This window comes from Actinospica acidithermotolerans (assembly GCF_018139625.1).
Taxonomy (GTDB): Bacteria; Actinomycetota; Actinomycetes; order Streptomycetales; family Catenulisporaceae; genus Actinospica; species Actinospica acidithermotolerans.
In genome coordinates, this window is record NZ_JAGSOH010000029.1 from 53,856 (window position 1) to 67,609 (window position 13,754).

The window sequence follows — 13,754 nt, forward strand, 5'->3', positions numbered from 1 at the left end:
CGCGGGCCCCGTGGTGATCTCTGTCGATGGTCACTTGCGGGTTCGCTCCATATCTCTGTCCGCGGCGCTCCGACGGAGGCCGAACGACGGGATACGAGCCCTGCGAAAGGGCCGCGCGACCAGCAAATCAGCCGGATCGCCGATTTGTGCAAAACTCCGTGCGAGAAATCCGCGCGCGACGGAGGCCGCGCGCCCCCGCCGGCGACCGCGACATCCGACTCAGTGTAATGAGACACTGGGACGGCCCCGGTTCCGGGGCCAGGGTGAAGGATCGACACGGTCAACCGAGGAGACCACGTGGACGCGAACGCCATCGACCTCCAGCTGGACCGTCCGCACTCGGCGCGGATGTACGACTACTACCTCGGCGGACGCACGAACTTCACCGCCGACCGCGAGGCGGTCGGCAAGGTGATGGCCGCCTTCCCGGCCGCGCTGGTCGCCGCCCGCGCCAACCGCGACTTCATGCACCGCTCCGTCCGCTACCTCGCGGAGCACGGCATGGACCAGTTCCTCGACATCGGCACCGGCATCCCGACCAGCCCGAACCTGCACGAGGTCGCCCAGAGCGTCACCCCCGGCGCGCGGATCGTCTACGTCGACAACGACCCGATCGTGCTCACCCACGCGCAGGCGCTGCTCACCAGCAGCCCCGAGGGCCGCACCGCCTACGTCCACGCGGACCTCGGCGAGCCCGAGTCGATCCTCGCCTCCCCCGAACTGGCCAAGACCCTCGACCTCGGCCGCCCGGTCGCCCTGAGCCTGAACGCCGTGCTGCACTTCATCGCCGACGGCCGCGAGGGCCTCAGCGCCCACCAGATCGTCGACACGCTCAAGGACGCCCTGGCCCCCGGCAGCGCGCTGGTGATCTCGCACGGCACCGCGGACTTCTCCCCGGTCGAGGCGACCGAGACGACCCAGATCTACCGCGCCGTCGGTACCTCGGCCCAACCGCGCAGCCGCAAGGAGATCGAGGCCTTCTTCGAGGGCTGGGACCTCGTCGAGCCCGGCATCGCCGTCACCCACCGCTGGCGCCCCGACGAGGCCGACCTGCTCTCCGACATCAGCGACGCAGAAGCCTGCTGCTACGCCGCCGTCGCCATCAAGCCCGCCTGATCAGGAACCTCCCACTCAGGCCGCCAACCGCACATCACCCGAACGAGCCCGACCTGCTCTCCGACATCAGCGACGCAGAAGCCTGCTGCTGCGCCGCGCTCAGGCCGCCAACCGCACGCGAGACAGCAAGGTCTCACCGCCGCACTCCACGGCGCACGGAGCCGCCGCGACCCGCTCAGGCCGCCGGGGCGCCCGTCCGCACCGGCAATGTCTCGTAACCGCGGAGCACGAGGCGGTCGCGCCGTTCCGGCTCGGCCGCCTGCTCGATCTCGGGGAAGCGGGCGAGCAGCTTCTCGAAGGCCACCCTGCCCTCCAGGCGGGCCAGGCCCTGGCCCAGGCAGTAGTGGATGCCGGCGCCGAAGCTGAGCGGGACGTTGTCGGGGCGCGTCGGGTCGAAAACGTCGGGGTTCGCGAAGCGCTTCGGATCGCGGTGTGCGGCGCCGATCAGCAGCATCACCTGCTCGCCGCGGGCCACCGGGTGGCCGCCCACGTGCGCGTCCTCGGTGAGCGCGAAGCGGCTGGTGAGCTGTACCGGGGAGTCGTAGCGGAGCACCTCTTCGACGTACGCGGCCACCGGGATCTCGCCCTTGCGCACGCGGCCGAGCACCTCGGGGTGCCGGAAGCCGAGGTAGAGCCCGTTGCCGAGCAGGTTCGTCGTGGTCTCGAAGCCGGCGACCAGCAGCAGCAGGAGGTTGCCGAGCAGCTCGGCGTCGCTGAGCCTGCCGTCGTGCGCGTCGTTGGCCTGGACCATGGCGCTGACGAGGTCGTCCTGCGGCTGCTCGCGACGGCGGGCGGCGAGCTCGGTGAAGTAGGCGCGCAACTCCAGGGTCGCGGCGTCGGCGGGGCCGAAGTCGTCGAAGCTGTCGGTCAGCTCCAGCACGAAGGTCAGGTCGTGAGCGAGCGGGCGGAAGCGGTAGCGGTCCGCCTCGGGGACGCCGAGCATCTCGCAGATCACGCTCACCGGCATCCGGAACGCGAAGTTCTCCATGAAGTCGACCGGCTCGCCGCCGGCGCCGAGCGCGGCCAGCTCGTCGAGCAGCGCGTCGGTCATCCGCTCGATCGCCGGTTCGAGCCCGGCGACGCGGCGCTGCGTGAACGCGGAGCTGACCAGCGAGCGGACGCGGCGGTGGCCGGGCGGGTTCATCAGCAGCATCGAGCGCGAGATGCTCTCCATCGCGCCGTCCGGCAGGAGCAGGCCGCGCCACTCCGCGGGCAGCATGTCGAAGTCCATCTTGCCGAACGCGTTGTCGCGCAGGATCGCGTTGATCTCGTCGTAGCCGGTGCACAGGTGCATCGGCCAGTCCTTGACCTTCCTGATCGCGCCGAGCTCCCGCGCGGCGGCGTAGAGCGGATAGGGCTCGCCCCTGCCCTCCGGCGTCATCAAGGCGCCGATGATCGCTTCGGCCTCCATCTGCCCCGAACCCCTCTCCCCGCGGTCACCGTCGACCTTCCTCGGTATGCAGGCTCAACGATCCTCGGCGGGCGCGGAGTTCCCGTCCTCGTCGTCGTCCGGGAGCAGCGCGATGAGCGGGATCTTGGTCAGCCGGATCGGTTTCCCGCGCTCGTCCGTCTCGGGGTAGTAGCGCATCATCGTCAACCGCATCAGCAGGGTGACACGGTGGATGAGGAAGAACGCGAGCGGCAGCTCGATCAGCACGGCCGAGCCGACCGACCACCAGACCTGCGGCGTGCCGAGGTTCAGCGTGATGTCGAACCAGGCGTCGCACACCAGCAGCGTGGCGGCGGCGACCGCCGTGCCGATCAAAGCCTGCCGCCGCTTCCAGCCGAAGTACGCGGTCGCCGCGAGGGCCATCAGCTCCAGGACGTCGAAGCCGGTCCACGCCACGGCCCAGTGCCGGGTGCTGAAGTCGGCGGGCAGGGACACGCCGAGGTAGATCGTCCACGGGACCAGGGCCCCGGCGCAGACCCAGAGCAGCTCGACGGTCGCCTTGCGGCGGCGCCTGGCCTGCTCCGGCGTCAGCCTGGTCAGTTTCGTCAGCCGGGTCCCCGTCATCGTCGGCGCCTCAGTACCCGTGCTCGACCCGGTTCTTCGGCGCGCCGCCGTTCACCCAGGTGGTCAGGTTCTCGCGGACGACCTGGAAGCAGCGCTCCCGGTTGTCGGCGACCAGCGAGCCGATGTGCGGGGTGATGAACACGCCCGGCGCGCTCCAGAGCGGGTGCCCGGCCGGCAGCGGCTCGGGGTCGGTGACGTCGAGGAACGCCTGGATGCCGCGCTCCCGGGTCGCCTCGAGCAGCGCCTCGCTCTCCACGCAGGCGCCGCGCGCGCCGTTGACCAGCAGCGATCCGGGCTTCATCCGTGCCAGGAAGTCCGCGCCCACCAGGCCGCGGGTCTGCTCGGTCAGCGGCGTGAGCAGCACGACGATATCGGCCTCGGGCAGCAGGCCGGGCAGCTCCTCCAGCGACGCGATGTCCCCGCGCCTGGTCCGCGCGACTTTCAGGGTCCTGACCTGGAACGGTGCCAGGTAGCGCTCCAGGCACCGCGAGATCGAGCCGTACCCGACGTAGAGCACCGTCTTTCCCTGCACGACGCGCACCTGCTCGGGCGCCCACGAGCCCGCGTCCTGCGCGTGCACGTAGTGCGGGATCTCCTTGTAGACGGTCAGGATCCCGGTCAGCAGCAGCTCGGCCATCAGCTCGTCGTACGCGCCGCGCACGGAGCAGAGCAGCACGCCGTCCGGCACCGCGTGCACGATGTTGTCCACGCCGGCGGACAGCGCCTGCACGTACTCGAGGTTCTTGGCGCCGGCCATGAGCGCCGTGAGGTCGAAGTCCTCGTCGGCCGCGTTCCGCATCAGCGGCGGAATCAGAACCCTTACCTCGTTCAGGCGCGGGTCGGCGAGCGGCTCGGCCGGCACCTCGACGACCTCGAGCCGCTCATCGAGGCCCGCCAGCCATTCGGCCGTGCCCTTCGCCGTCCACACCAGTGCGCTCATGGTCACCATTATCCGGCAGAGGTCCGACAAGTCCGCGGATGGTCCGCCGCTCAGAAGATCATCGGGTTGTGCGGCGCGATCCCGACGGCGAACAGCGCGCTCAGCCGCTCGACCGCGCCGCTCGTGTGCTCCTCGACCAGGCCCGACGCCGCGAGCCTGGCCGCGGTGAAGCCGCCCAGGTAGATCGAGCCGAGCCGATCCACCGGAAGGGTGACGTCCGCGGGCTCCAGGGTGAGCGCGCACCGGGCACCGCCGTCCGCCTCGGCCTGCAGCGCGTAGGTGCCGGCCGCGTAGCCGTCCTTGTCCTCGACGCGCAGGACGATCCGATCAGCCCTCGCATACGTGCGGGCGGCGAGCGCGGCGGCCGGGTCGAGCACGCGCAGCCACAGGAAGTCCCAGCCGTTCGCCGGAACGGCCATCCGCCGGTCGACCAGCAGATCCCGCCAGATCGCGTCGGCGCGGTCGAATTCCGGCCCGACGATGTTCGTCACCCAGTCGTGGTCGGCGAGGTGCTTCCACAGCCTGGCCTCGTAAACCGGGTCGGTCGCGATGAGCGCGACCACGTGCAGCGTGTTGTCCGGGCGCTGATTCGTCCACTTCTCCGTGAAACGGTAGGCGGCATAGCCGACGATCTGCCCCCGCTCGTCGCGGCACACGGCGTGCAGCACGCTCTTCGCCGGCGCGTCCCCGTCGCGCGGTGACTGGCCGGTGTCCCGGTCCCAGCGCCAGCCCTCGCGGCTGACCATGCCGACGCCGTCGGCGCGGACCCGGTCGTAGAGCGCGGCGGCCTCGAAGCGGGCGGCGGCCGCGTCGATCAGCTCGATCCGGCCGGGCAGTTCCCGACGGAACCGCAGGTCGCGCGCGTCCACCAGCCACTGCGCGGTCTCGGTCGCCGGCCCGAAGCCGAACCGCCCGTAGATCGGGTACTCGGCGGCGACCAGCGCGGCGATCGACTCGCCGCGCTCCTTCGCCCGGCCCAGCTCCGCGGCCATCAGCTGCCGGGCCAGGCCCTGGCGCCGGTGCGTGGCCGCGACCGTGACGGCGCTAATGCCGTCCAGCGGGATCTGCGCGCGGCCGGGCACGGTCAGCCGCAGGTCCAGGCTGGCGAGCGTGCCGACGAGCTGGTCGCCGTCGAATCCCGCCCACACCCTGCCGAGGTCCTGGTAGCGCTCGCGCCGGCGCGGACCCTCGCCGCGGTGCTGCGGCAGGTAGAAGCCGACGTCCATGGCGTCGCACCAGGCGTTGAACTCTTCATCGGTGCGGACATTGCGTACCTCGATGGCCATGACCCCGACCCTAAGCCGGACTTCGTATCCCGGCCAAATGATTTGACGACTCGCCCAGCCCGACCCGCAGCGTGAACGCCGAGAGCACGATGCCGACCGAGAGCAGCGCGACGATGCCGAAGGCGAAGGGCAGGGAGACGGCAGATCCGAGCGCGCCGACCGACGGTCCGGCCAGCAGCCCCGCGGAGTAGGTGACGGTGGTGATCCCGGCGACGGCGGACTCGGTGTTGCCGCCACTGCGTCCGGCCGCGGCGATCGCCAGCGGCACGCCGGTCGCGATTCCCAGTCCCATGGCCGCGAATCCGGCGATGCCCAGCCACGGGGTGCGGGCCAGGACGATCGCGACGCCGCCGAGCACGGCCAGCACGCCGCCGATCTGCACCGTGCGCACCGGTCCGAGCCGGCGCACGATCGCGTCGCCGGTGAGCCGGCCGACGGCCATGGTCACGGCGAATCCGGTGACGCAGTACGCGCCGACCGCGGCGGAGGCGTGCGTGACGGTGATGAGGTAGACGGCCGACCAGTTCGTCCCGGAGCCCTCCGCGAAGATGGCGCAGAACCCGACGATGCCGATGCCGATCACCGCCCTGGTCGGACGGGCGAAGCGCGGCGGCCGGATCGCCTCTTCGGCGACCCCGCCGAGTTCGGCGTCCGCGGGAAGGAGGGCGGTGACGGCGGCGGCCGCCGCCGTGAGGATCAGGGCCGTGACGAGGAACTCCGGCAGCGCGCTGATCCCGGCGCCCGCGCACAGCGCCCCGAACAGCGCTCCGACGATGACACCGACCGACCACAGGCCGTGCAGCCCGGACATGATGGACTTGCCGGCGCGCCGCTCGATCCGGACCGCCTCGGCGTTCATCATCACGTCGGCGACACCGGAGATCGAGCCGTAGAAGAACATCCCGACCGCGAGCAGGCCGACGTTCGGCATCACCCCGGGGATCACCAGCGCCGCGGTCCACAGCATGAGCATCACGCGCAGCGCTCTGCGGGCGCCGAGCCGGTGCACGACGCCGCCCGCGAGCGGCATCGAGAGCAATGCTCCGGCCGTGGGCGCGATCATCACGGCGCCGAGCACACCGGGCGTGGCGTGCACATGAGCCTCGACCCACGGGATCCGGGACGCGTAGCTTCCCTCCACCGCGCCGTGCACGGAGAAGATCAGACTGATCGCTACCCGGTCCCGGCGCCCCCGCGGAGCAAGTTCTCTCTGCACCGAATCATGGTATAGACCTCGCGAGCTGCCTCGTCTCCGGGAAGACGAACCGGTGGCAGGCCCAGAAGCGGAAGAGCGAGCCGAGCACCTGGCCGGCGCCGAGCTGCGCGAGGTTCACCGCGAGCCGTGAGTCGGCGCCGAGCACGTGCTCGGTGAACCACACGCAGCCGACGGTGATCAGGAACCCGCCCGCCGAGACCAGCGCGAACAGGCCGAACTCGGCCCGCGTCTCGCGCCGGTCGCGACGGCGGAAGGTCCAGAAGCGGTTGCCCAGGTACGCGATGACCGTCGAGACGGATATCGCGATCGCCGAGGCGAGCACCGAGGGCACGCGGTGGTAGAGCAGGTTGATGACCAGCGCGTCGCCGGCGTAGCCGACGACGCCCACCGCCCCGAATCCCAGCAGTTCGCGCCACAGACGCCGGATCAGCGCCACCGAACGGGCCACCACCGCCCCATGCCTCCCGCCCTCGGTCCGTCCGCCCGCGCTACTCGGCCGCGTCCGCGGACTTCGGCTCGGCGGCCTTGGGCTTCGGCGTGAAGTCGATCCCGGCCTCCTTGCGCTGCTCCGCGGTGATCGGCGCCGGGGCGCCGGTCAGCGGGTCGCCGCCGGAGGCGGTCTTCGGGAACGCGATCACGTCGCGGATCGTGTCGGCGCCGGTGATCAGCGCGACCGTCCGGTCCAGGCCGAAGGCGATGCCGCCGTGCGGCGGCGGCCCGTAGTTGAACGCGTCGAGCAGGAAACCGAACTTCGACTCGGCCTCCTCCTGGCTCAGCCCGATCGCCTTGAAGGCCCGCTGCTGCACCTCGCGCTGGTGGATACGGATCGAGCCGCCGCCCAGCTCCGTGCCGTTGAGCACGAGGTCGTAGGCGTTGGACAGGGCGCTGCCCGGGTCCTTCTCGAAACCCTCGAGCCACTCCGGGGTCGGCGCGGTGAACGGGTGGTGCATCGCGTGCCAGCCCGCGAAGGCGCCCTTGTCGTCGGTGAGCGGCTCGAACATCGGGAAGTCGACGACCCACAGGAACGCCCAGCGCCCCTCGTCGATCAGCGCGCAGCGGCGGCCGATCTCCAGCCGCGCCGCGCCGAGCAGCTCCTGCGAGGCGGTCTTGGCGCCGGCCGCGAAGAACACGGCGTCGCCGTTCTTCGCGCCGACGGCGGCGGCCAGCCCGGACAGGTGCGCCTCGGAGAGGTTCTTGGCGACCGGGCCCTTCGGCTCGCCGGTCTCGGCGTCGAAGACCACGTAGGCCAGGCCGCGGGCGCCGCGCGCCTTGGCCCAGTCCTGCCAGCCGTCGAGCTCCTTGCGGGTCTGCGAGGCGCCGCCCGGCATGACGACCGCGCCGACGTACTCGGCCTGGAAGACCCGGAACTCCGTGCCCTGGAAGTACTCGGTGAGCTCGACGAGCTCCTGGCCGAAGCGCACGTCCGGCTTGTCCGAGCCGTAGCGGCCCATCGCCTCGGCGTAGGTCATCCGCGGCAGCGGGAGCGGCAGGTCGACGCCGAGGACCTCGCTCCAGATCCGGTGGTAGACCTTCTCGGCGAGCTGCAGGACGTCCTCCTGCTCGACGAAGGACATCTCGATGTCCAGCTGGGTGAACTCCGGCTGCCGGTCGGCGCGGAAGTCCTCGTCCCGGAAGCAGCGCGCGATCTGGTAGTAGCGCTCCAGGCCGCCGACCATCAGCAGCTGCTTGAACAGCTGCGGCGACTGCGGCAGCGCGTACCAGGAGCCCGGCTGCAGCCGGACCGGCACCAGGAAGTCGCGGGCGCCCTCGGGCGTGGCCCGGGTCAGGTACGGGGTCTCCACGTCGAGGAACCCGTTCTCGTCCATGACGTCGCGGATCACCTTGGACACCCGCGAGCGCGTCCGGATGTTGTGCGCCATGTCCTCGCGCCGCAGGTCCAGGTAGCGGTAGCGCAGCCGGACCTCCTCGTTGATGTTCGCGCTCTTGCGCTCATCGGTCGGGAACGGCAGCGGCGCGGCCTCGGAGAGCACCTCGACCGTCTCGACGACGACCTCGACCTCGCCGGTGGCCAGGTCCGGGTTGGCATTGCCCTCCGGGCGGGTGCGCACCTCGCCGGTCGCGGCCACGCAGTACTCGTTGCGCAGGTCGTGCACGGACTCCATGTCGCGGACGACGACCTGCACGACGCCGGAGCCGTCGCGCAGGTCGAGGAAGGTGACGCCGCCGTGATCGCGACGGCGTGCCACCCACCCGGCCAGAGTCACGGTGGTGCCAGCGTCGGCGGCCCTGAGGGTTCCCGCCTCGCGCGTGCGGATCACGACAGCTTCTCCTTGATCGTCGGAATGATCTGATCGACGGCCACCGGGGACTGCTCCCCGCTGGCCAGGTCCTTGAGCTGGACCACGTTCTCGGCGAGATCGCGCTCGCCGGCCACCAGCGCGTACCGCGCCCCCGACCGGTCCGCGGCCTTCATGGCGCCCTTGAGCCCGCGGCCGCCGAAGACGGTGTCCGCGCTCACGCCCCGCCTGCGCAGCTCCGTGATGACGCCGAAGAACAGCGTGCGTGCCTCGTCGTTGAGCGGCACCGCGAACACGTCGACCCGCGGCACGTCGCGCTCGAGCACGCCCTCGGCCTCCATCGCGAGCACCGTGCGGTCCACGCCGAGCGCCCATCCGACCGAAGGCAGCGAGGGGCCGCCCAGCAGCTCGGACAGGCCGTCGTAGCGCCCGCCGCCGCCGACCGCGGACTGCGAGCCGAGGCCGTCGTGCACGAACTCGAAGGTCGTCCGGGTGTAGTAGTCCAGGCCGCGCACCAGCTTGGGGTCGTCGGTGAACGCGACGCCCGCGGCGGTCAGCAGCCCGCGCACCTCGTCGTGGTACGCCTTGCAGTCCTCGCAGAGGTAGTCGACGATCCGCGGCGCGTCGGTCAGCTGGGCCTGCACCTCGGCGCGCTTGTCGTCGAGCACCCGGAGCGGGTTGAGCTCGATGCGCGCGCGGGTCGCCTCATCCAGATCGAGCGCGCGCAGGTAGTCCTGCAGCGCGGCCCGGTAGACGGGGCGGCAGGTCGCGTCGCCGAGCGTGTTCAGCAGCAGCCTGACGTTCTTCAGGCCCAGCGCGCGGTAGGCGTCCACCGCGAGGATGATCAGCTCGGCGTCCAGCTGCGGGTCCTGCGCGCCCAGCGCCTCGGCGCCGACCTGCGAGAAGTGCCGGTACCGGCCCTTCTGCGGCCGCTCGTAGCGGTAGTAGGAGCCCGAGTAGTACAGCTTCACCGGCAGCTGGCCGGCCTTCTCGAGGTTCGCCTGCAGCACGGCCCGCAGCACCGACGCGGTGCCCTCGGGCCGCAGCGTCACCGAGTCCCCGCCCTGGGTGGTGAAGGTGTACATCTCCTTGTTGACGATGTCGGTCGACTCGCCGACGCCGCGCTTGAACAGGGTCGTGTCCTCGAAGGCGGGGGTCTCGACGTACTGGTACCCGGCCAGCCGCACGGTCTGCGCCATCACCTCGCGCACGCGCAGGAACGCGGCGGAGTCCGGCGGGATCAGGTCGAAGGTGCCCTTCGGCGCCCGAAAGGTGCTCATCTCTCGCTGCTCGTTTCGTCTCAGGTCTTCACAGAGGCTTCTCAGAGCCCGGGACGCGCGGAATCGACGCTCTTCAGTCCCCTGAGGAACGGATTCGACGCGCGCTCGCGGCCGATCGTGGTGCTCCCGCCGTGCCCCGGCAGCACGAGCGTGTCGTCCGGGCGGGGCAGCACGACCCGCTTGAGGGAGTCGTTCAGCTCCGCCGGGTCGCCGCCGGGCAGGTCGCTGCGTCCGATGGAGCCGGCGAACAGCAGGTCGCCGCTGAACATCACGTCCGGATCCCCGGCGTCGTCCAGGCGCGGCAACGTGAAGGTCACCGACCCCTTGGTATGGCCGGGCGCGTGGTCCACCACGAGGTCGAAGCCGAGCACGCCGCCGAGGCCGAGCGGCGCCCCGTCGGCCAGCTCGCGCACCTCGTCCGGCTCCGCGAACGTCACGTCCGGGCCGACCAGCGCGGCGAACTGCGGGGAGACGCCCCTGAGCGGGTCGGCCAGCATGAAGCGGTCGGCCGGGTGGATGTAGGCCGGCACGTCGTGCGCTCCGCAGACCGGCAGCACCGACCACATGTGGTCCAGGTGCCCGTGCGTGAGGACCACCGCGGCCGGCCGCAGCCGGTGCTCGCGCAAAATCTCGGCCACGCCGTCCGCCGCGTCCTGCCCCGGGTCCACCACGACGCAGCGTTCACCCGCAGCGGGCGCGATCACATAACAATTCGTGCCGAAGCTGCCTGCCGGGAACCCTGCGATAAGCAACGTGCGTCCTGATTTCTACCTATAGCGGACCGAGGGTGACGTGATGGCAAGCCTACCGGCGGGTCGCGGCCGTTAGCTAACCGGTAACAATCAGCGCGTCAATGCCACGCTCCCCTGAGCGTTTTAGGACTATCCCCGTACACTGCGTGCGGGGCCGTCGGGCACGTACCGACAACGCCGGGCGAAGCCCCTGGCGGCGGCAGCGGGAATACAGCGGAAATCGACGAGGAGACACCGACGTGGCCAGCACGAAGGACCGCCAGCGGGCACTGGAGCGGGCCCGCTACGAGCGGGTGCAAGCCAAGATCCAGAAGAAGCGCCGGGAGGCGAAGCGCAAGCAGCGCATCGCCCTGGTCAGCAGCATCGCGACGATCGCGGTCATCGGCGGTGTGGTGGCCGGCGTGCTGGCGACCAGCGGCTCCTCCTCGAGCAAGACCACCGCCTCCGCGACCAGCAGCGCCAGCGCCGCCTCGAGCGCGAGCTCCAGCTCCTGCACCGCGGCCAGCAGCATCGCGGCCGAGACCAAGGGCTACCACGCGTGCGGCAGCGCCGCGAAGTCCGGCATCGGCGTCCCGACCTACACCGCGGCCGGCGCCGTGGACCACACGGTCACGATCACCACGAACCTCGGCGACATCGTGTTCACGGCCGACGGCAAGGACGCGCCGTACACCGTCGAGTCCTTCGTCTACCTGGTCGACAAGGGCTACTACAACAACACCAAGTGCCACCGCCTGACGACCTCCGGCATCTACGTGCTGCAGTGCGGCGACCCGCTCGGCACCGGCGCGGGCACCCCGGGCTACGCGTTCCAGGACGAGAACCTGAGCTCGCTCGGCACGGCGAACTCCTCGGGCACCGTCACGTACAAGGCCGGCACCGTCGCGATGGCGAACGCGGGCTACGGCACGAACGGCAGCCAGTTCTTCCTGGTGTACAAGGACTCGCCGCTCGCTCCGAGCTACACCCCGTGGGGTACCATCACCAAGGGCATGGACATCCTGCAGTCCGTCGCGGCCAAGGGCTCGAACAACGCGAACGGCACCGGAGACGGGGCTCCGAAGGAATCGGTCCAGATCGAGAAGGTCGCCATCTCGTAGGGCCGAAACGCACTTTTGCGGGATTCACCCTCCCGTCCGCCCGTGGAGCGCATGTAGAGTTCCCGGTGCGGGCGGGAGTCCGTCCGTTTTGAACGTAGGAGGACTACCGTGTCCGACGGCGAGCAGGCCACCACCCCGGCGACCGGCGCGGCCGACACCGCGCCCGCCGCGAGTCCGGCGGTCGAGGCCGTCTGCCCCTGGGGCCGGGTGGCGGCCGACGGGACCGTGTTCGTGCGCAGGTCCGACGGGGAGCACGAGATCGGCAACTGGGCCGCGGGCACCCCCGAGGAGGGGCTGACCTTCTTCCGTACGCGCTACGACGGGCTCAAGACCAAGGTCGAGCTGCTCGAGCGCCGGCTGCGCGGGGACGGCAAGGACTCCGCCGCCTCCATCGCGGAGCTGCGCGCCGCGATCACCGACGCGCACGCCATCGGCGACCTCGACGCCCTGCTCGGCCGCCTGGACAAGCTCGAAGTGCTCGCCGAGCAGCGGCGCAGCGCCCGCAAGGAGGCCCGGGCCAAGGAACTCGTCGAGGCCGCCAAGCGCAAGGAGGCGATCGTCGCCGAGGCCGAGCAGCTGTCCGAGTCCGGGCAGTGGAAGGCCACCGGCGAGCGGCTGCGCGCCCTGGTCGACGAGTGGAAGGCCGTCCCCCGCCTCGACCGCAAGAGCGACGACGAGCTGTGGAACCGCTTCGCCGCCGCCCGCTCCGCCTTCGCCAAGCGCCGCAAGGCCCACTTCGCCGAGCTCGACGCCGAGCGCGATGTGGCCCGCGGCCGGAAGGAGGAGCTGGTCGAGGAGGCCGAGGAGCTCGCCCGGCAGCCGATCAACCAGCCCACCGACTGGGCCGATATCGCCCAGGGCTTCCGCGACCTGATGCAGCGCTGGAAGAAGGCCGGCCACGCGCAGCGCGAGGTCGAGGACAAGCTGTGGGTCCGGTTCAAGGCCGCCCAGGACGGCTTCTTCGCCGCCCGCAACGCCGACCTGGACAAGCGCGACGCCGGCTTCAAGGAGAACCTCGCCAGGAAGCAGGAGCTGCTGGTCGAGGCCCAGGCGCTGGTCCCGGTCAAGGACCTGAAGGCGGCGAAGGCGGCCCTGCGCGGCCTGCAGGAGCGCTGGGAGGAGATCGGCCCCGTCCCCCGCGACGCCAAGGGGAGGATCGAGGGCCAGCTGCGCGACGTCGAGCGCGCCGTGGCGGAGGCCGAGCAGGCCGAATGGCAGCGCACCAACCCCGAGGCCCGCGCCCGCGCCGAGGCCACCGTGCGCCAGCTCGAGGTCTCGATCGAGAAGTTCCAGACCGAGCTCGCCAAGGCCCAGGCCGCCGGCAACGCCCGCAAGGCCGCCGACGCCGAGGCCGCCATCAGCGCCCGCCGCGAGTGGCTCGAGCAGGCCCAGGCCGCCCTGGCCGAGTTCACCCGTTAGAACCCCGGTCCGACGCCGACCGGCCGCCGCGTTCACCCGGTCGGCGGAACATCATGCTTTTTTCCGCGGGCCGCCTCCAGAATCCCGGAGGCGGCCCGCGGCGTTTCGCCGAAACGGCCGGAAGCTTGCGGGCGGATCGGCGGCTTGCGACTCGTCGCCAGCGGGTCGTCTACCGTCGGCGGCACCCTACGGCCAGCTGGCGACTGCGAGCCTCACTCCGCGCCCTTCGGGCCGAAGCGGTGGCGATGGATGTGCGCTATCGCTCCGATGAGTGTTGCTGCGGCCTCGTCGGAGATGAGGCCGCCGTGGCCGTTGAGGGCGCTGATCATCAGGAGGCGGCCCTCGGAGCCGGGGAGGGGGAGCGGCTGGGTGG

Annotated in this window: 12 protein-coding genes; 3 read left to right on the forward strand and 9 right to left on the reverse strand. The window is 71.3% G+C overall.

The genetic code is table 11. The features are described from left to right. Positions 1-297: 297 nt before the first annotated feature. Positions 298-1,116 carry an SAM-dependent methyltransferase gene (locus KDK95_RS12750; protein ID WP_307844327.1) on the forward strand — a complete coding sequence of 273 codons (819 nt, stop codon included), beginning with the start codon at positions 298-300 and terminating at the stop codon, positions 1,114-1,116. A 175-nt stretch (positions 1,117-1,291) separates the two neighbouring features. Here KDK95_RS12750 and KDK95_RS12755 read toward each other — a convergent pair whose 3' ends face one another. Genes KDK95_RS12755 through KDK95_RS12795 form a run of 9 tightly spaced genes read right to left on the reverse strand, consistent with a single transcriptional unit; the run spans position 1,292 to position 10,862 of the window. Then, positions 1,292-2,527 carry a cytochrome P450 gene (locus tag KDK95_RS12755; RefSeq protein ID WP_212518328.1) on the reverse strand — a complete coding sequence of 412 codons (1,236 nt, stop codon included), beginning with the start codon at positions 2,525-2,527 and terminating at the stop codon, positions 1,292-1,294. 54 nt (positions 2,528-2,581) lie between these two features. Then, positions 2,582-3,130, reverse strand: coding sequence for a hypothetical protein (locus tag KDK95_RS12760; RefSeq protein WP_212518329.1), 549 nt, complete (start codon positions 3,128-3,130; stop codon positions 2,582-2,584). Positions 3,131-3,140: 10 nt separating this feature from the next. Continuing rightward, positions 3,141-4,070: an NAD(P)-dependent oxidoreductase gene (locus tag KDK95_RS12765; protein ID WP_212518330.1), complete on the reverse strand. Its 930-nt coding sequence runs from the start codon at positions 4,068-4,070 to the stop codon at positions 3,141-3,143. A gap of 50 nt (positions 4,071-4,120) precedes the next feature. Next, the gene (locus KDK95_RS12770; RefSeq protein ID WP_212518331.1) at positions 4,121-5,356 is read right to left on the reverse strand and encodes a GNAT family N-acetyltransferase; all 1,236 of its coding nucleotides are present in this window, start codon (positions 5,354-5,356) and stop codon (positions 4,121-4,123) included. 10 nt (positions 5,357-5,366) lie between these two features. Then, entirely contained in the window at positions 5,367-6,572 is a 1,206-nt protein-coding gene (locus tag KDK95_RS12775) for an MFS transporter (RefSeq protein WP_212518332.1), read from the reverse strand. Between the two features lie 4 nt (positions 6,573-6,576). Then, positions 6,577-7,020, reverse strand: coding sequence for a GtrA family protein (locus KDK95_RS12780; RefSeq protein ID WP_212518333.1), 444 nt, complete (start codon positions 7,018-7,020; stop codon positions 6,577-6,579). Positions 7,021-7,060: 40 nt separating this feature from the next. After that, the gene (aspS, locus tag KDK95_RS12785; RefSeq protein ID WP_212518334.1) at positions 7,061-8,851 is read right to left on the reverse strand and encodes an aspartate--tRNA ligase; all 1,791 of its coding nucleotides are present in this window, start codon (positions 8,849-8,851) and stop codon (positions 7,061-7,063) included. Next, positions 8,848-10,110: a histidine--tRNA ligase gene (hisS, locus tag KDK95_RS12790; protein ID WP_212518335.1), complete on the reverse strand. Its 1,263-nt coding sequence runs from the start codon at positions 10,108-10,110 to the stop codon at positions 8,848-8,850. The genes aspS and hisS overlap by 4 nt, the downstream gene beginning before the upstream one ends. Before the next feature lie 41 nt (positions 10,111-10,151). Then, complete coding sequence (locus KDK95_RS12795; protein WP_212518336.1) at positions 10,152-10,862, reverse strand: MBL fold metallo-hydrolase; 711 nt, start codon at positions 10,860-10,862, stop codon at positions 10,152-10,154. A 239-nt stretch (positions 10,863-11,101) separates the two neighbouring features. Here KDK95_RS12795 and KDK95_RS36890 point away from each other — a divergent pair, with 239 nt between their 5' ends. Both KDK95_RS36890 and KDK95_RS12805 read left to right on the forward strand, forming a co-directional pair. After that, entirely contained in the window at positions 11,102-11,962 is an 861-nt protein-coding gene (locus tag KDK95_RS36890; RefSeq protein ID WP_307844328.1) for a peptidylprolyl isomerase, read from the forward strand. A 207-nt stretch (positions 11,963-12,169) separates the two neighbouring features. Beyond that, entirely contained in the window at positions 12,170-13,381 is a 1,212-nt protein-coding gene (locus KDK95_RS12805) for a DUF349 domain-containing protein (RefSeq protein ID WP_372463319.1), read from the forward strand. Positions 13,382-13,754 lie beyond the last annotated feature (373 nt).